15 protein-coding genes are annotated in these 18,416 nt (G+C 43.7%); 3 read left to right on the forward strand and 12 right to left on the reverse strand.

The genetic code is table 11. The annotated features are described in order from the left end of the window. From G3570_RS11140 to G3570_RS11185, 10 genes are all read right to left on the reverse strand, one after another. Entirely contained in the window at nt 1–1,296 is a 1,296-nt protein-coding gene (locus tag G3570_RS11140; RefSeq protein ID WP_165142278.1) for a TolC family protein, read from the reverse strand. A gap of 7 nt (nt 1,297–1,303) precedes the next feature. Further along, nucleotides 1,304–1,909 (reverse strand): TetR/AcrR family transcriptional regulator, encoded by a 606-nt coding sequence (locus tag G3570_RS11145; RefSeq protein WP_165142280.1) that lies wholly within the window; start codon nt 1,907–1,909, stop codon nt 1,304–1,306. 164 nt (nt 1,910–2,073) lie between these two features. Continuing rightward, on the reverse strand, nt 2,074–3,786 hold the full coding sequence (locus G3570_RS11150) for an ATP-binding protein (protein WP_165142282.1): 1,713 nt from the start codon (nt 3,784–3,786) through the stop codon (nt 2,074–2,076). A gap of 134 nt (nt 3,787–3,920) precedes the next feature. Further along, nucleotides 3,921–5,195 carry a hemolysin family protein gene (locus G3570_RS11155; protein WP_165142284.1) on the reverse strand — a complete coding sequence of 425 codons (1,275 nt, stop codon included), beginning with the start codon at nt 5,193–5,195 and terminating at the stop codon, nt 3,921–3,923. Between the two features lie 65 nt (nt 5,196–5,260). Beyond that, nucleotides 5,261–5,704, reverse strand: coding sequence for a four helix bundle protein (locus tag G3570_RS11160; RefSeq protein WP_165142286.1), 444 nt, complete (start codon nt 5,702–5,704; stop codon nt 5,261–5,263). Between the two features lie 52 nt (nt 5,705–5,756). Beyond that, nucleotides 5,757–6,533 (reverse strand): enoyl-CoA hydratase/isomerase family protein, encoded by a 777-nt coding sequence (locus tag G3570_RS11165; RefSeq protein ID WP_165142288.1) that lies wholly within the window; start codon nt 6,531–6,533, stop codon nt 5,757–5,759. 9 nt (nt 6,534–6,542) lie between these two features. Next, complete coding sequence (locus G3570_RS11170; protein WP_165142290.1) at nt 6,543–7,427, reverse strand: hypothetical protein; 885 nt, start codon at nt 7,425–7,427, stop codon at nt 6,543–6,545. 5 nt (nt 7,428–7,432) lie between these two features. Next, complete coding sequence (locus G3570_RS11175) at nt 7,433–7,909, reverse strand: hypothetical protein (RefSeq protein WP_165142292.1); 477 nt, start codon at nt 7,907–7,909, stop codon at nt 7,433–7,435. Nucleotides 7,910–7,927: 18 nt separating this feature from the next. Then, nucleotides 7,928–8,710: a PspA/IM30 family protein gene (locus G3570_RS11180; protein ID WP_165142294.1), complete on the reverse strand. Its 783-nt coding sequence runs from the start codon at nt 8,708–8,710 to the stop codon at nt 7,928–7,930. A 108-nt stretch (nt 8,711–8,818) separates the two neighbouring features. Continuing rightward, the gene (locus tag G3570_RS11185; protein ID WP_165142296.1) at nt 8,819–10,171 is read right to left on the reverse strand and encodes a thymidine phosphorylase; all 1,353 of its coding nucleotides are present in this window, start codon (nt 10,169–10,171) and stop codon (nt 8,819–8,821) included. 84 nt (nt 10,172–10,255) lie between these two features. On the opposite strand from G3570_RS11185, the gene G3570_RS11190 reads away from it, so the two are divergent. From G3570_RS11190 to G3570_RS11200, 3 genes are all read left to right on the forward strand, one after another. Beyond that, complete coding sequence (locus G3570_RS11190) at nt 10,256–11,377, forward strand: 4-phosphoerythronate dehydrogenase (RefSeq protein WP_165142298.1); 1,122 nt, start codon at nt 10,256–10,258, stop codon at nt 11,375–11,377. Between the two features lie 297 nt (nt 11,378–11,674). Beyond that, entirely contained in the window at nt 11,675–14,902 is a 3,228-nt protein-coding gene (locus tag G3570_RS11195; RefSeq protein ID WP_165142300.1) for a SusC/RagA family TonB-linked outer membrane protein, read from the forward strand. A gap of 11 nt (nt 14,903–14,913) precedes the next feature. After that, entirely contained in the window at nt 14,914–16,380 is a 1,467-nt protein-coding gene (locus G3570_RS11200; RefSeq protein ID WP_165142302.1) for a SusD/RagB family nutrient-binding outer membrane lipoprotein, read from the forward strand. Between the two features lie 199 nt (nt 16,381–16,579). Here the strand turns inward: G3570_RS11200 and G3570_RS11205 are convergent, their stop codons facing one another. Next, nucleotides 16,580–17,344 carry a TatD family hydrolase gene (locus G3570_RS11205; protein WP_165142304.1) on the reverse strand — a complete coding sequence of 255 codons (765 nt, stop codon included), beginning with the start codon at nt 17,342–17,344 and terminating at the stop codon, nt 16,580–16,582. Nucleotides 17,345–17,487: 143 nt separating this feature from the next. Further along, entirely contained in the window at nt 17,488–18,327 is an 840-nt protein-coding gene (locus tag G3570_RS11210; RefSeq protein ID WP_165142306.1) for a hypothetical protein, read from the reverse strand. Nucleotides 18,328–18,416 lie beyond the last annotated feature (89 nt).

Below are 18,416 nucleotides of genomic sequence, written 5' to 3' on the forward strand. Positions count from 1 at the left end.
CTATTTACTGTTGATATTTCTATCGCCGGCCCCTAACATCGTTTCATATTCAACTCTGGCCTGTGAAAGTCTTGTTTTATGCATTTTCATCGACAGTTCGGCCTGGGTCTTCTTGTTGAGCTCGGTTATATATTCCGTTGCAGTAGCGGTTCCGTTTTCCAGTTGGCTTTCTACGGTTTTTACTACTTTTTGTCGTAGATCAACAATCTGTTGATCCTCTTGAATCTTGCGTTTCAGTGATGCAATTTCTTCTTCAATCTTACTAAGTGAAGCCTTTAGCTGTCTTTCAAAAGCTCTCTCTTCTTCATTTACACTTTTCTGCCGGAGTCTTATAACCTCTTTTCGTGTCCCGGCATTTTTGGCTGCCCAGAAATTCCAGTTCAGTTTAAGTCCTATTATGTAGTATTCATGCAGATCATTTTCAAAAACATTGAATCCCGGCCTTCCGTAAGCTGCGGTTCCAAAGGCAGAAAGTGATGGTAGCAGCCCGGTGCGGGCCAGCTCTTTTTGATAACTTAAATACCTTCGGTTACTGTCAAATAATTTAAATTCAGGTCTCATGCGAGTAAGTATTTCATCAGCTAGATCCAATGAATTGACTTCCGGTACAGCCAGACTTCTTCTCCCGGTTAGTTCTTCACCGATTAACTGTCCCAAAATTTCATAACCCGCTTCGATATTGGCATCTATTTCTATCGAATCTTGCTTAATTTTGATTAGCTCTGCTTCAAGAATGTATCGCTGGCTGGGAAGCAATACCCCGTTTTCAACTTTAGCATTGATATTTTCAATCTGGGCTCTAAGGCTTTCACTTACCGATTGTAGAATTTCTGACTGATTATGAGCCAGCATTATGCCGTAATAGACACTGTTAACCTGATTCTTGAGCTGGTGCATCTGTACCCGAATCGAATTGATTTCCTGCTCTCCTTTTGCCTCTTCAAGATTCTTTTTGATTCCAACCACTCCCCCATTATAAATCGGCTGAATTACATCAAGTGTAACTTCGTAGTGATCCTTGCTTAGATCAGGTCCAATGGGTTGGGCGCCACCGGCAACCTGAAATTCAGTGACTTCCGACTGGTAGGTTACTTTGGCTCCTACATTCAACTGCGGATAATAACCGGTGTGAGCGATTTTTTTATTCAGAGTGGTGATTTCATTCTGAAGCTTCAACTTTTCGGCTATGGGATAGTGATTTTCCAGTCTTGAATAGCAATAATCTAAAGTCAGAGTATCAGTTGAATCAGTAGCAAAACTTCCCACTATCAGGAATAGGATAACTGTAATTGTCATGAGTCCTTCACTTTTTTATAGCATTAAGTATGAATACAGGCAATTCTTTCTTTCTGTGTTCCAGGAAGTCATTAAACTGTTTATCGTCCATTTCAAAGACAGTTTCAATCATTGGTTTTGCTATCACCGGAAATACACACAAGCCGATAGTGTTTATTATAAACTGTCTCGGATCGATCTTTTTTATTCTTCCTGACTTTACCTCTCTTTCAATCTGTTCAATGAACCGCGCCGGAATTTTTATACCGATGTTTCTCATGAAATATTGGAATCTCTCCGGATGCTGATTCATTTCATGAATTACAAACCTGGGTAGATGTGGGTGACTCCGGAACATCGTATAATAGGTCTCCACCAATTTCTCGATCTTGGCTTCAAACTCCATCTCACCATTCAGCACTTTGAAAATTTTTGGGAAGAATTCCCTTATGCTTTGCTGAAACACTTTTTGAAAGAGCTTGTCTTTGCTTCTGAAATAATAGTGAAGCATCGACTTATTGATTCCTGCTTGATCAGCAATAGCCTGCATCCGTGCGCCCGAAAAACCCTGCTTTTGAAATACCTCTTTGGCGGCATGTAAAATTTGTTCTTCTGTCTCTGCTTCTTCAGTCATTGGTTCTTTTCAATTTGATTTAACAGTAATCTAAATCATTCAACCAATTTATTCAACCATTTGGTTAAATTAATTGGTTGAAATTATAAGTAGCGATTATGATCATAAAAAAAGCCCGTCAGAATTGCTTCTAACGAGCTTTAAAAGTTTATTGATCAGCTATTTTATCCGATGCGCAGTTTCAAATCCTCAATTTTTTCAAGGATTTCACCTCGATCCATCTCCTGGTAGCGTTCGGGCAACAGCTCTTTGGAGGTACACTCAATGACTGCGCTTAGGGTTTGTAGTTCGACTTCTTCCGGATAGGTTGGTGGGAGAAAATCATTCAATGCCAAATCCAGAATCTCGGGGGAGACCTTTTTCTTTCCCTCAGCTGCAGCACGGAACTTGGCCCTTGTTAAAGCGGCCTCCATGTCGGCACCGGAAAAGGTTTTAAGCCCCTGCTCGATAACCTGTGGTACATATTCTTCGGTTAACTGGAGTCCGGTTTTTTTGCTCATGGCCTCAAACAACTCCACACGTTCTTCCTTGGTATGAGGCGGGAACAGGGCAAGGTGTTCTTCCGCCCTTCCCTGTCGCTTAAGGTCAATGGGCATAAGGTCCGGTCGGGCAGTCATAAGGAACCAGATAATTCTGCCGCGATTTCGCGTATCGCTCATAAAAGTTGCAATCTGTGAGAACACCCGGCTCGATACACCGCTGTCGCCGCTGGCATCGCGATCACCAAGATAGGCATCCGCCTCATCAATCATTACGGCAACCGGAGCCATAGCCTTCAGAAGACCCAGTATTTTTTCAAGATTCCCTTCGGTTACACCCTGCCATTGGCTTCGAAAATTTTTAAGCTTCACCATGGGTATGCCTACCTCGCTGGCAAAACAGGTAACCATAAAAGTTTTACCGGTTCCAACAGGTCCACAGACAAGGTATCCCATGGGCAGCACATCTTGCCTGCCTTGTTTGAGTGCTTTTACCGCCTGGCGTAAATGCTTTTTCACATTGGTATGCCCGGCTACATTATCAAGGGTATAATCCGTTTCAACAAATTCCAGCAGACCATAAGCTTCTGCCTCAATCAGCTCTTTTTTAACTTCAGAGAGACGGCTATGTGTTATCTTCTCCTTATTTTCCCGCGCATTGGAAAGGATACTTCTCAGGTGGATAAAATTGAGTCCGGCTGTTTGCTGGGCCAAAACCGGACGGCTAACTGCTGAAAGATCTTTATAGGTCTCCTTATCCGTCTCATATTTGATGAACTCGGTTCTCTGCTGTTCGTTCGGAATGGGAATATGAATATCACTGGTATAGGGATTCTGCACCAGAGTCTTGTTCAGATCCGCCAGATTCTCTGTGATGAGAACCGTAGTGAAATCAGCAGCCAAAAACATGGGATCGTGCGCCCACCGGGACAGATAAACGAGGGCGGTTCGATCGTCCGAGCCTGTGGATCCCGCCTCATTCATTGGAACAATGGTTTCCGCATAATCGATGATAAGAGCGATACTCTTTTTGTCATCTACACGAATCCGAAAATATTGCTCCAGGAGTGAAAATACCCTTACCGGATCCTTCGGCAGCTTATTGGCATAATCGGTTCCAAGCAGGGAGTCACGTCCCGCAACGGCACGGTTAAAATCTTTTTGAGATTCCTTATCCCTGAAATAGATGCCTGAAGAACGATCATAAAAGACAACAAAATCTCGAGCACCAAAGAATTCTTCCGAAAGAAAGGTCTTCAACCGTACAAAATCGGTCTTATCTTTTTTATTGAGGCAAACCATGTCATGGACATTGCCATGCAACAAGAACTGGTTGATGGTACGACTCAGGTATTTCTGAGCAAATTCTTGTCCCCAAGACGGATAGTGGTCAAACATCTCTTTTGTTTATTTTTAGAATTTTTCTTGGTTGCATGTTTTAGGGACCTATGCTAAGTGTAGAAAAAATATTTCTACTGCTTTATACTATTCATCTACTGTAATTCAAGTACTTGATCACAGTTAAAAAGCACTCAGTCAATCAGTACGATTTTCACGGTTTCGATCCTGCTTGGTGATGCTTTGCTTATTATGAATTTGTTATTGCCTATCAGCAACTCTTCATTAACCTTGGGAATACGTCCAAGGGAATCGATAATGTAGCCGGCCAGTGTTTCATAGTCTGATGTCTCCTCCGGCAAACTGATCTCAGGATATTGCTCCCTGAGGTCCTCAATTTCCACCCCTCCGCTAATCACAAAAGTGTTATTGGAAAGCTTTTTCATGATGTGATCTTCAGTATCGTACTCATCCTGAATATCGCCAACCACCTCTTCAAGCACGTCTTCGATGGTAATCATACCGGCTGTACCGCCGTATTCATCAATAACCACCGCTACCGAAATATTTGACTTCCGGAACTCCGAAAGCAGATCCTTCGATTTCTGAGATGAAGGCACCAGTTTAATGGGACGCATGATCTCAGTCAAGTTCTTCGGATTGTTAAACAGGTCATAGGCAAAAATTACACCGATGATATCATCAATAGATTCTTGGTAAACCGGCAGCTTGGAGAAGCCTGATGAGATAAAAACCTTTAATGTCTCTTCAATACTGGTATTTTTTTCAATAGCCACGATATCGGTACGCGGAATCATTGACTCTTTGACCCGTTTGTTCGACAGCTCCAGTACGTTGTGAAGTATCTCCGAATCTTCTTTATCCAAATCACTGCCTCCTGTATCACGAAGCTCTTTAAAAATGAGCTCAACATCCTGGCGGCGGAATACCTGGCCCGACCGGTCGATTTCAGGATTAATCATTCTGATAAGGAAATCTGAAGAGAGATCGGCGAGATAAATGAGGGGTCTAAAAATCCAATTACAAATCTGTTGCGGTATGGCAATAATCTTCACCCACCAGTCGGCGTGTATGCGGAAAAGAGCTTTGGGCAAAATCTCTCCGAAAATCATAATGACGACTGAAGCAATGATGGTCTGTATCACTAACAAGGTTACCGGAGAGGGACCAAAACCTACCCATGATTCGAAGATATTGGTGATGGGAGCCACCAAAAAGAGGGTCATCAGTGTAGCGTAGACCACGTTGACAATGTTATTTCCTACCAGAGTTGTTGTCAGAAAGGTCTCCGGATTACGGACAAAGTAGTTTACAACCCTACCGGTCCAGGATGTTTTACGTGATTCAATCTCAAGCTTAAGCCGGTTGGCACTGACAAAGGCTATCTCAGAGCCGGAGAAAAATCCGCTGAGGAGTACGGTGAGTAAAATTAGTAATAGTTCGATCATTATTGGGTATAAGGGAAAAAGGTATAAGGTATAAGGTTAAATAGGATTTATTTATTAACCTATATTTATTTCAGATTCGGTTTTTGCCTTTTCACAAATCCAATATAGCCATTAAGTGTTTTTTTCGATTCTTCGATATGTTCAATTCCTTTATCAAAAATAGGTCTGCTAATATACTGTAAATCAAGTGCACTTATTAAATGGTCTTTCAATTCATATAAAGAAGCCCGGGATATTCGGTAAAACTGTAATCCTTCCTGGTAATGAAATCTGCCATACCCCTCAGCTATGTTTGCCGTCGTACTGATAGCAGCTTTTCGTATTTGGGTATCTAGTCCAAACTTTTCCTCTATAGGAAGAGAAGGCAAGACAGAGTTATAGAAGTATAACTTTACGGTTCTGGCTTTCTTCCAAGCTTCAAGAGTAGTGAAGTCTTTCCCTGAATCATATGAGGCTGATTCATCCTCAATTGAATTAACAACTTTCTTAATTCCAGGTTTACTCTTCATCAATTAATAGTTCTTATTTGAAACTCCCTCCTTATACCCTATACCGTATACCTTATTTTCCTTTGAAGTTGGGTTTTCTTTTTTCGAGGAATGCGCCGGTGCCCTCTTTGAAGTCTTCTGTGTCGCAAAGCAATCCGAACAGATCAGCTTCAACCTGGTATCCATTGGAATCATCGGAGTGATAAACGGCCGCAATCGCTTTGCTGATGGCTATCGGTCCATTTTTCAATATGGTCCCCAGCAAATTTTTGGCCTCTTCTTCAGCATTTTCCGAAATATTGTTGACCAGGCCCATTTCAAGCGCTTTCTCTGCCGATACCTGTTTGCCCGTCAAGATCATTTCCAATGCACGGGCGTTGCCCACAATGTGTGATAAACGCTGGGTACCGCCATAACCGGGAATGAGCCCGAGACCTACTTCAGGAAGTCCGAATTTAGCATTGGGAGTGGCAATGCGCAGGTGACAAGCCATTGCCAATTCGGCTCCGCCCCCAAGGGCATATCCGTTGACCACAGCAATAACCGGTTTCCGGGTGTCTTCAATAGCCTGAAAAATCTGCTGGCCTTTTTGAGAAGCCATTCTACCCGATCGCTCGTCCAAATCAGCCAGCTCCTTGATATCGGCACCGGCTACGAATGCTTTCTCTCCCGAACCGGTCAGTAGTACCGCTTTAATCTCATTATTAATCTGAATGTCCTTAAATACTTCTGCCAACTCATTTAACACTTGGTCATTTAAAGCGTTTAACTTTTCCGGGCGATTGATGACAACTTTAGCTATTCCATGATCATCAATTTCAACAGAAATCGTCTTGTAAGACTGGCTCATATGTATCTTCTATTCTTTAACGCGTTTTGAAGTGTTTATTTGCTGCTCAGTTTCCTTGGCTGCCTGAGCTTCCTTAAGTTCGGCATCCAAATCAATTTCATCAAGACCGGAATAGGAAGGGAGTATATCCTGGTCCAGATCATCTATGAGCTGGGAAGTTTCTTCAACCTCTTCTAAAAGGTTGTCGAGCTGAAAACCGATCTCTTCCGGATTGCTCATCGTCATAGACTGTTCGTAGATATAACGGATGGCATCCTCAATAGTTTCCAAATGGGTTTCACAGATCAGATACTTCTCTTTGGCAATTTCAAATTTTTTGAGACGCTTTTTAAGTATGGCAATCCTGCGTAATCGTGTCTTTTTAAGTCTTTCGGACTTCAGCGTTTCAAGCTTCTCCTCTTCGTTATTAACTTCTCTTTTCAAACTTTCTTCAACAGACGTGTCCATGTACAGCTTGTAACGCTTGTGAAGATCCAGAAGCGTAAGATAATTGGAAATTAATTCTCCAATTTTTTTCCTGATATTTTCCAATAGCCCTTGTGAGCTGTAGGGAAGCTTGTCGAAATTTTCTTTGATAAGCTTTGTGAGATGTTTCAATACCAGGAAGCGCTTTTTACTTTTCTGATCAAGTTCCTGAAATACGGTCTTCTCTTCATCTTCAGAATTCCGGTCTCTTAGTTTCTGAAGCTTGACATTCTTTCTGAACCGTGGCAGCCGCGGCACGATACCGAGATACATCAGCTCCGTACCGAAAGCCATGGAGAGTATCACGTTCGAAATCAACCCGACATCACTGAGTGTGAAAGCCGTTACGGTTGCAACCAATAAAAAACCCATATTTATCGGGTGCAAAAACGCTTCTCTTGTATAATTAATAGAAGTATCCTTGTCCATAGAGATTAATTCTCCTTCTTGCTATTATCTGTCTCTTCTGCCGTCGAGCTTTCAGCCTTTTCTTCAGTAGATTTTTTCGTACCTATCGTTTTTTCAACACTTATAGAATCCGCTTGCTGTTCGATCTCAGTATAGAGCAAGCCCATCTCGATCTTAGCCTGGCGGAGCGTCTCTTTAGCTTTGGCTTTTTTCAGCTCTTCGTCGCGTTCTACCTCAGCTATAGCATCATCTTCCGACATGGCCAGGCTATCCATTGCCACATCGAGCCGGGCTTCCACATTGGCAATCTTACTCTTAACCTTATAGAGAAACTCATCAAAGTTGTCAGTAAGTTGGGTGGTGTCCATGTTTTTAAGAGCATCTGAAATGTTCTGTGTCTTTTTAGACCGGGCAAGACGCTCTTTTACCTCACGTATCTTGCGATAGTGCTGCTTGTACTCTTCCTTTAGTTTTTCACGTTCTTCGCGACTGTCGCTACTCATGGTTAGTCCCGCTTACGTTTAGGATTTAGATTTTTCCTTCTTGCCCACTGTTTTGCCCTTATCTTTTTCACCGGTGCTTTCTTCTTCCTCAATTTCGATCTGCTTGCCAACCTTCTTCTCCTGCTCTTCCACTCCATCGGCAAGACCCATTTCAGATTTGAATTGCTTCACCAATTCTGAGGCGCGCAGCTTCTCTGCATTGGCTTCAATTTCCATGGTTTCCGTATCGATACTATCTAAGGCCAGTTCCATGCGGGCTTCATTTTTAGCTGTTTGCTCATTGAGCCTGTTAAGCATTTCATCATGAGTCTGGTCAAGTCCGCCAACTTCAAACTGTTCCATGGCATCTGCCACTTTACCTTGCCATTCAGCCCGTTCACTCGCGCGGAGAGCCTCCTTGGCTTCCTGGATTTTACGATCTTTTTCTCGGACAAACGCTTTCTTCACTTTCAGAGATTTTTCATAAGCCTGTTCGGCAAATTTCAGCTGCTCTTTGGAACTGCTCATACTCTCCTTTGCCTGTTCAAGCTGCAGGGCATAGCCTTCGGCAATGTCATCCCTGTCTGCCTGAATAGCAGATTTTATCTTTGCGGTAAGGTCCTGTATGCGTTTTTCATACTTGTTTACCTCTTTCTGAAGCATCATCATATTGGCCTTAACGGTGGCAATATTTTCGTTCATTTGAGGGATCTGGTCATTCAAGTCCCGAATATTCTGCTCCAAAATCAATTTTGGATCTTCCATGGAACTGATAAATCCACTGAAAATAGACTTGATTGCGCGAATGAGTCGTTTAAACATTGTTTTTGTACTTTTATTAAGATTGCCCTGCCCTAACACCCACTGTTTTAAGGGGTATAATGCCTATTAAGATAAAGTTATGTTATTTTATCGTTATTGCAATTTTTATCACGAATTATGTGAAATTTCATGAATGCCCTTTTTGTCCACTTTATGAGTTAACATTAGAATGGGTTCAGGTTTTTCATCGCCAATAGTTACTGCCTGTGAAAAAGATTCAGTCACAGCATCTATAGCTTGTTTGTTGTTCGTAAAACCGGTAGCAATTGTTTCACCTTTTTTTACAGAATCTCCAATCTTCTTTTTAAGAACAAATCCTGCCGCCGGATCAATAGTATCTTCCTTGACTCTCCTTCCCGCACCCAGTTCAACGGATGCCATCCCAATTTCATAAGCATCCATAGCGCTCACGAAGCCATCACGCTTCGCCTTGATGGTGAAATCATGGTCTGCTTTCGGGTATTTACCGGGATTATCCATCAATCTGCGATCACCCTCCTGGGCATCCACCAGTTTTTTCCAGGTCTCCATAGCCCGCCCTTTTGTAATGGCCTGTTTGCTCTTTTCAATACCTTCCGAAACAGTTGAAGCTTTGCCACCCAGATAGATCATCGTGCCGGCCAATTGGTGAGTCACTGTCATTACATCACCCGGACCCTTGCCATTTAAAGCATCAATTGACTCTTCCACTTCCAACCAGTTTCCAATCTTATAACCAAGCGGCTGATTCATATTACTCAGATAGGCAATGGTCTCCTTGCCAAAGCTTTCGCCGATATTCACCAACGTTTCAGCCAGCTCTTTAGCCTCTTCTATGGTTTTCATAAAGGCACCCGACCCGAATTTTACATCAAGTACCAGTGCATCAATGCCTTCTGCAAGCTTTTTACTCATGATACTTCCTGCGATCAGTGGAATAGATTCCACAGTGGCGGTAACATCACGAAGGGCATACAGCCGCTTGTCAGCAGGGGCAATATCTTCAGTAGCACCCGCCATTACCATATGACACTCTTTTAATATGCTGCGATATCTCTCTAGACTGATATCGACCTCAAAACCTGTAATGGATTCCAGCTTGTCCAATGTACCACCTGTATGCCCCAGCCCTCGACCTGAAATCATGGGAACCGGAACGCCGCAGCTTGCCACAATCGGGGCGAGGATAAGAGATAACTTGTCCCCCACGCCCCCTGTCGAGTGCTTATCCACTTTTTTGCCGGGGATATCGCTCAAATCCAGCACCTTGCCCGAGTGCAGCATCGCACCGGTCAAGGCAGAAGCTTCGTCATTGTTCAGCCGGTTCAGGTATGCCGCCATCAAGAAAGCGCTCATCTGATAATCGGGCAGCTCATCACGGGTGTACTGTTTCACAAGGTATTCAATCTCTTCTTTGGATACTTCCTTGCCTTCTCTCTTTTTACGAATTATGGATACGGGATTAAAGCTCTTTTTCGACATATAGGCTAATGAAAAGGATTAAAATTCGATACAAATTGAGGTATATTGGGAGCAAATGTACAAATGATCTGCCAAAATATTATCATGATTACCGTATTTGCTGATAAGTACCTTTATAACATTGAACAACTTCTCCCTGAAAGCTGTAATCTAAAATTATACAACCCTTCACAAGGTATTCCTGAAGACCTGGATAATGCTGATGCACTGCTTATCCGAACAGTCAACAAAATTGACAGAAACCTCATTGACCGGCTTCCCAAAAGTCTGCAGTTCATAGCCACCGGTTCAGCAGGAACAGACCATGTTGACCTTGAGTTATTGAAAAAAAGAGATATTGCATTTGGCGATGCCGCAGGCTGCAACAGTCGTTCCGTTGCCGAATATGTTGTCACATCCCTTTTATTGTGGATGGAAGACATCGCGAAAACCCCGAAATCCCTTACTGTCGGTATTATTGGTAAGGGAAATGCAGGAACAGAAGTTGACCGGTTATTAAATAGTCTAGGCGTAAGCACGATTTGTTATGATCCTCCAAAAGAAAAAAGAGAAGAGAATTTTACTTCAGCAAACCTCGAAGATGTACTCTCGGCTGATGTTCTATCTTTTCACACCCCTCTGGAACACCGAGGGGTTTTTGCCACCTATCACTGGCTGGATGAAGACAAACTGGACTCAAATCACTATGACCTTATAATTAACACCTCAAGAGGGGGAGTAATTGACGAACAGGCATTACTCAAAGCATATATAAAGGGATCTGTAGAAAATTTCATCATCGACGTGTGGGAAAATGAACCCCTCTTTAATGACCTCATCGCCGAAAATGCATTCCTAAAAACCCCTCACATCGCCGGATACTCCAGACAGTCAAAATTGCGAGCCACGCAAATGATTGTTGATTCGATGTGCAAGCACTTTGGACTGGAAGTTCCTGATACCGATTCAAGTTCGAACAATGAGGGCCTTAAACTCACAAATAATTCACTAAAATCGGCACAGCTATCCGATGTACTCTGTAAAATTCATCCCATCAGGGAATATGAAAAGAGGTTGAAGCGTCTGATCGGACTCCCTCCTCAAAAGAAAGAGCCCGGTTTTAACACTCTACGCTCAGAATTCCCACTAAGAAACGAATACAGATACCTTTCTCTTCCCGATTTTCTGCTTAAAGAGTTTCCTCTGATCCGGAAACTCAGCAGCTGAATCCCTCTCAAAACTTATATTTTAAGGTAGATTTTAGCATTAAGCTCAATTTCTACAATAATATATAAGACTATTTGCCATAAGCATTGCATTTATATACCTTTGCGCGTAGGTATTACTACCTAGATATTATACGCTAGGTATAAAAGGAGTCATAATAAGTAACTGAGGTTATTTTTAAATCCCCGAAGCATCTTGCCCTTCACTCACGCGATGGGGGACCTCTATATCTACTTAACTCTTTTCTACGCCCATCTAACCACTTTATCACTAAAACATTAATTAAATGGAGTCATCATGTTACATAGGATACTAAAATCAGTATTACTGCTGGTGGCGGCCTTTACATTTGGTGCATCGAGCATCATGGCCCAAACCGGTACCATTGAAGGAACAGTCACTGACGAGCAGACCGGCGAAGTTCTGCCCGGAGTGAATGTTTTTATTCCCTCTCTAAATAAGGGGGCTGCGACAACCTCGGAAGGTACATATACCATCGAGGATGTCCCCTATGGTACTTACGAGCTACGATTCAGCTTTGTAGGATACCAGGAATTAACCCAATCAGTAACCGTAGACGAATCAACGGAAACCATAGATGTTTCGCTGGCATCATCCGAGCGCATGCTTGGTGAGGTTTTTGTAACGGCTTACGGTATTGAGCAAACCGAAAACGAACTGCCTTATTCCGCACAAAAAGTGGACGGAGATGTAATTTCCGAAAGCAGAAGCGATAATTTTATGACTTCGCTCAGCGGACGCGTTGCCGGTCTGAAAGTGAATCAGACAAACGGCATGGGCGGTTCAACAAATATCGTAATGCGCGGTTATAAATCAATTTCCGGTGATAACCAGGTACTTTTCGTCGTTGACGGAGTGCCCTATTCCAACCAGGAATTTAACGATGCCGGTGTCGAAGAAGGTTTTGCCGGTTATGACTACGGTAACACTGCCGTTGATATCAATCCCGACAATATTGCATCGGTCAACGTTATGAAAGGCCCTGCCGCTGCAGCATTATACGGATCACGCGCTTCCAACGGTGCTGTGGTTATTGAAACCAAATCCGGTCAAAAAGGCCAGCGTCAAGTTGACGTAACCGTTAACTCAAGTGTCGGTATCAGCCGTGTTGACCCAAATACCTTCGTTGATTACCAAGACAAGTATGGCGGAGGTTACATTCCTGTGTTTTCACAACAGGATGTTGACGGTGACGGTACGGACGATAATGTTGTACGTCATCAGGATGATGCCTCATTCGGACCGCGTTTTGACCCTAATTTGATGGTTTACCAATGGGATGCTTTTGTTGAAAGCAGTCCTAATTTCGGTCAGCCGACCCCTTGGGTTCCTGCTGAAAACGGACCGATGAGTTTCTTTGATACGGGTTTCAACACCAAGAATAGTATCATGATCGACGGCGGTTTTGATAGAGGCCACTATTCTCTTGGTTATAATCAGTCGAACACAACCGGCATACTACCGAACAGTAAGCTTGATAATCACAAGCTCAATTTTGCTGCCGGTTATGATGTAAGTGAAAAACTGACGGTGGATGCTTCCATCCAATATACTAAGACGGAAGGCCGGGCGAGACCTTCAACCGGTTACGGTACCATTTTTAGTGAATTCCGTCAATGGTGGGCAACCAACGTTGATATTGAAAAGCAACGTCAAGCTTATTTCAGAAATCGAAATAACAATACATGGAACTGGGCCCCGGGGCAAGCGGGAGACAGTCCCATTTATTGGAATAATCTTTTCTGGGATCGATACGAGAACTATGAAACTGATGAGCGGGATCGTTATTTCGGTTACGCCGAAGCCCGATATGACGCAGCCGACTGGCTGAGTTTCACCGGTCGAGTGGCTATTGACAGTTATAGTCAAATGATCGAAGAGCGTCAAAATAAGCAGAGTGTAGGAGTACCAAGCTACACGCAACGACGCCAGAACTTTACGGAATACAATTATGACTTGCTGGCTAATTACAACAAACAGCTTACCGAAGCACTCGGTATAAGCGGTGTAGTCGGTATGAATATCCGGCGAAATAAAACTGTAGGAATTACCGCTCAAACAAATGGCGGATTGGTCGTACCGGGACTGTATTCCCTGGATAACTCCATTAACCAAATCCAGTATCCCAACGAGACCGATCGGCAGCTTGGCGTAAACGGTTACTTTGCCAGCTTGAATATTAATTACAATGACTACCTGAATATTGAGCTTACAGGCAGAAGAGATAAATCTTCCAGCTTGCCGGATGGTGAGAATATCTATTACTATCCTTCAGCTTCAGCCGGATTCGTATTTAGCGAATTCCTGGATATAGAGTGGCTGGACTTCGGTAAAATTCGCGGTAGCTGGGCTGAGGTAGGTAACACCGCACCACCTTATAGTATTGAGGACACCTTTGGGCGTCCTGCAAACTTTGGTAATGCGGCGCTTTACACCCTGCCTACAACCAAGAATAATCCCGACCTGAAACCTGAGCGTACCAAGAGTTGGGAAGTTGGTTTACAGATGAGCTTCTTCAACGATCGATTCAGATATGATCTCAACTACTATGATCAGAATACACTGAATCAGATTCTCGCTACCGAGGTATCACGAGCTTCCGGCTACGAAGCTAAGTTCGTGAATGCAGGTAATGTTGAAAACCGAGGTATTGAGCTGACCATCACCGGTCGACCGATAGTTTCCCAGGATTTTGCCTGGACCACAACGGTTAACTGGAGTAAAAATATCAACAAGGTTAAAGCTCTCGCGCCAGGAATCGATAACTACCAGCTTGCTTCACCACAGGGTGACGTCACGATTAGTGCAGCACTGGGCGAGCCATATGGTGCCATTCGAGGTTCCGATTATATCTATCACGAAAACGGAGAACCCATTGTTGATCCGTCAACCGGATTCTATCAAACAACAAGTACCTCCAATAACATAATCGGTAACATGAATCCCGACTGGACCGGTGGTATTTCAAATCGATTCAACTACCAGAACTGGTCTTTCAACTTCCTTGTCGATGTGCGATGGGGAGGAGATATATTCTCGCTTGACCAGTACTATGGTCAAGGTACAGGACAGTATCCTGTAACCGCAGCGATAAATGACAACGGAATGAATGTTCGTGATCCGGTCTCAGACGGCGGTGGTGTAATCCTTGACGGAGTAAGTCCTGACGGATCACCAAATGACGTATATGCGCCTGCCAGTAATTACGCTGGTGCATTCGGATGGATCAATAACCCAAGTGCACACTTCATCTATGATGGAAGTTATGTCAAGCTTCGGGAAATGGGTCTTACCTATAACCTCCCGCAAAGCGTGATTAACAAGATTGGGGTACTTAGATCCGCTTCTGTTTCAGCAGTAGGGCGCAACTTGTGGATCATCCACAAGAACCTGCCGCACGCCGATCCTGAACAGGGAATTGTAGCCGGTAACGTACAAGGTTACCAGGGTGCCGTTCATCCGGCGACGAGAGAATTTACCTTTAATCTGAAACTGAGGTTTTAGAGATGAATACTATGAGAAAGCTTATAATACCACTAGTTTTATTTGCACTGGTATTAGGTTCCTGCGAGGATGAATTGACTAGCCTCAATAACAATCCTAAGGATCCTTCTGATGTACCAGGAGAAACGCTGTTTTCAAACGCCCAGGTAAGCCTGGGAACGTACCTGAACAGTCCAGATATCAACTCAAATATTTTCAAGCTGATATCTCAGTACTGGGCTTCCACTACTTACGCAACGGAGTCCCAGTATGAGTTGACTACACGAGCTATACCATCCAATCTTTGGGAAGAACTTTATACAAATGTTCTCAAAGACTTGGATGAAGCCGAAAGACTGATCGAAGAAAATCAGTTCATCGATGATGATGTTAAGGCAAATCAACTTGCCACAATAGAAGTGCTCAAAGTGATGACCTACTATGAGCTGGCAACTGTATTCGGTGATATCCCTTATTCAGAGGCGCTTGATCCGGAAAATACACAACCGGCTTATGAGGATGATCAGGCCATTTTTCAGGACCTGCTGACTCGACTGAATACTGCTATCGGCAACTTTAATACAGCCGCCGGTGGATTCGGTTCATCAGATGTCTTTTATGACGGCGATGTAGCTCAGTGGGTGAAATTTGCCAACTCCCTGAAGATGCGTCTTGGCATAACTATTGCTGATGTCAATGCTTCAGCAGCGCAAACCGCGATTGAAGAAGCATCACCAAATGCTTTCCAAAGCAACGCGGATAATGCCATCATTCCGTTCCAGTCAGCGCCACCGCACACAAACCCTCTATGGGAAGCTCTTGTGCAAAGCGGACGTAATGACTATGTACCAGCCAACACGGTGGTAGATACCATGAATGCACTGGACGATCCGCGCCGATCTATTCACTTTACTCAAATTGAAGGTGAATACGTTGGCGGTATATACGGCACTACGAATGAATATGAAGATTTCTCACACTTCGGATCCGTTATCAAGCAACCTGCCTTTGAAGGCATGATCCTTGAATATGCCGAAGTTGAGTTCATTCGCGCTGAAGCCAACCTGAGAGGATGGCTAACCGGTACTCCCGCCCAGGCGCAGACGCATTACGAAAATGCAGTTCGTGCCGACATGGACTACTGGGGAGTAAGCAGCAGTGAGGCTGATGACTACCTGGCACAGGTTGGAGGACCCGCAGCGTTCCCTATTACAGGAACCATGGAAGAGCAGATGAATGCCATCGCAACACAGAAGTGGCTCGGACTCTATCTACAGGGACTCCAGGCTTGGACCGAGTGGAGACGACTCGACTATCCGATCTTCAACGTTCCGCCAGAGCCTCAGGGACTTACCTACGGAGATATTCCGTCCAGGTTCACCTATCCGGTAGATGAGCAAAACCTGAACCAAAGCAATTACGAAGCTGCGGCTCAGGCCATTGGCGGTGATGAACTGACAACTCAATTATTCTGGGACGTGAACCCACCATCTAACTAAAAGTATTATAGTTAGATAACCTCAGGGGCCCGATACTCTCGGGCCCCTTTTTTTATTGCCATAGTTTTCCACCGTAGTTTTTTGCCACGGATTTGCACGGAATAGAATTTTAAAAATCAAATGAAATGCTGTGTTAAGCGTCCACGCTTGAAATAATAAAGTCTTAAGCGTGGACGCTTAACACAGCTAAAAACCTTTACTAATCCACGGCAAATAAATCCAGCGCGGTTTTTGAGGTGCGGGAGGCTACTTCATCTAAAGATTTGTCCATGACTTTCGCCAGTTTTTCGGCGGTGTATTTAACAAAAGCCGGTTCATTACGTTTTCCCCGTTTTGGACTCGGGGCAAGATAAGGGGCATCAGTTTCGAGTATCATTTTATCCAAGGGCAGTTCTGCCACAGACTTGTCGACACCGGCATTCTTAAAAGTAAGCACACCACCGATGCCCAATAATAACCCAAGGTCAATAGCCCGTCTCCCCTCTTCTACGGTCCCATTGAAACAATGCCAGATTCCCTCCAGATTGCCATCCTGTTCCTCCTCAATGATATTCAGCATATCTTCAGTGCTATCACGGTTGTGTAAAATGACCGGTTTTCCTACAGATTTGGCTACCGTGCAATGTATAATGAGACTCTCTTTCTGCTCCTTCTTATACTCGTCGCTCCAGTAGTAGTCCAACCCGGTCTCTCCAACAGCTCGTATATCCTCACGACTGCAGTAGTCAGTCAATTCCTCATCCGTAGTTTGCACACCTTCATTGATTTCGGTTGGATGAATGCCCGCCATTTTATAAAAAGATATGGAAGGATGGCTGAGTCTTTCCATCTTGCCCAGCGAATCAAAATTGATTGCAGGCATAATAATCTTGGTAACTCCGGCTTTCGAGGCCCGCTCCAGGACCTCATCTAAATCGTCCTCAAACTGTTCCAGGTAGATATGGCAATGGGTATCGACTAGCATGATATTTATTATTTAGAAACTAAATTCTCAGACAGGAAATATTTCATGGAATTAACCGGCAGCAAACTGCAATTGACAAACAGATCCTAACTGAGAGATCCGAATTTTAGAACCATTGAGTTTCGTATTTCAGAAACTGTTAATTATTCCGAGTGAAACTCAACCAGTCGGTCCATAGGTTTGCGAACAAACAAGCCGGGTGTCATGCCGTTTTCCCTTAGAATCTCTTTTATCATTTCCTGGTGAGCGGAGGCTACAGATCCGATAAAACGCACCTCATATTTTTGTGCGTCAGGATATTTCATAACTATCCTTGTGATGAAGTTCTCAAAACCTTCATGCAGCATATTCTTAATAAAGGGATGGTCGGGATGCTCCCCAAGGAAGGCCCCATAAGATGCTATAAAACGACTCTTTTGTGGATTGTCGTATAATCCTTTGGTGATATAATCGAGTGACATATCGTATTTCTCTTCGAGATCATCGATCAGATCGTCGGGTATCTCATAACGGAAATAGCTGTTGATCAGCTTTTTGCCAAAGTACCCGGCGCTTCCTTCATCACCTAAAATAAAGGCAAGTGACGGGATATGTTTCACAATCTTTTCCCCATCATACAAGCAGGAATTCGACCCGGTTCCCAGGATACATGCGATCCCTGCATCGTGGAAAAAACAAGCACGTGCCGCCCCAAGCAGATCGTGATAGACATGAATAGAGGCTTTTTTAAAGCGATTTTTTAATGCATCATGAACAATGCCTTTCTTCTCTTCACTGTCACATCCGGCGCCGTAAAAATAGATATGTTCAACCTCATCGGAAGAAACTTTTGGCTTGAGACTGTTCATCACCACACTTTGTATACTACCCGTTGTGTGATAATAGGGATTCAAGCCTTCCGTGGCTATTTTGGTAATCCCGTCCTCACCTTTTAAACACCATTCTGTTTTTGTTGCCCCGCTGTCAGCAATAAGAATACTCATTGATCACCTTTTTTCTTTTAGATTTCAGAGTCAAATCTTAGCAAATTCCGTCACTACCTGCAAAAGTTGATAGGCATAGAGACTGAAGA

Origin of the sequence: Halalkalibaculum roseum (assembly GCF_011059145.1) — a bacterium.
GTDB classification, from domain to species: domain Bacteria; phylum Bacteroidota; class Rhodothermia; order Balneolales; family Balneolaceae; genus Halalkalibaculum; species Halalkalibaculum roseum.

Coding starts and splice junctions, on each gene's coding strand:
- G3570_RS11140 (WP_165142278.1), bottom strand. CDS start 1,296: ATGACAATTACAGTTATCCTATTCCTGATAGTGGGAAGTTTTGCTACT.
- G3570_RS11145 (WP_165142280.1), bottom strand. CDS start 1,909: ATGACTGAAGAAGCAGAGACAGAAGAACAAATTTTACATGCCGCCAAA.
- G3570_RS11150 (WP_165142282.1), bottom strand. CDS start 3,786: ATGTTTGACCACTATCCGTCTTGGGGACAAGAATTTGCTCAGAAATAC.
- G3570_RS11155 (WP_165142284.1), bottom strand. CDS start 5,195: ATGATCGAACTATTACTAATTTTACTCACCGTACTCCTCAGCGGATTT.
- G3570_RS11160 (WP_165142286.1), bottom strand. CDS start 5,704: ATGAAGAGTAAACCTGGAATTAAGAAAGTTGTTAATTCAATTGAGGAT.
- G3570_RS11165 (WP_165142288.1), bottom strand. CDS start 6,533: ATGAGCCAGTCTTACAAGACGATTTCTGTTGAAATTGATGATCATGGA.
- G3570_RS11170 (WP_165142290.1), bottom strand. CDS start 7,427: ATGGACAAGGATACTTCTATTAATTATACAAGAGAAGCGTTTTTGCAC.
- G3570_RS11175 (WP_165142292.1), bottom strand. CDS start 7,909: ATGAGTAGCGACAGTCGCGAAGAACGTGAAAAACTAAAGGAAGAGTAC.
- G3570_RS11180 (WP_165142294.1), bottom strand. CDS start 8,710: ATGTTTAAACGACTCATTCGCGCAATCAAGTCTATTTTCAGTGGATTT.
- G3570_RS11185 (WP_165142296.1), bottom strand. CDS start 10,171: ATGTCGAAAAAGAGCTTTAATCCCGTATCCATAATTCGTAAAAAGAGA.
- G3570_RS11190 (WP_165142298.1), top strand. CDS start 10,256: ATGATTACCGTATTTGCTGATAAGTACCTTTATAACATTGAACAACTT.
- G3570_RS11195 (WP_165142300.1), top strand. CDS start 11,675: ATGTTACATAGGATACTAAAATCAGTATTACTGCTGGTGGCGGCCTTT.
- G3570_RS11200 (WP_165142302.1), top strand. CDS start 14,914: ATGAGAAAGCTTATAATACCACTAGTTTTATTTGCACTGGTATTAGGT.
- G3570_RS11205 (WP_165142304.1), bottom strand. CDS start 17,344: ATGCTAGTCGATACCCATTGCCATATCTACCTGGAACAGTTTGAGGAC.
- G3570_RS11210 (WP_165142306.1), bottom strand. CDS start 18,327: ATGAGTATTCTTATTGCTGACAGCGGGGCAACAAAAACAGAATGGTGT.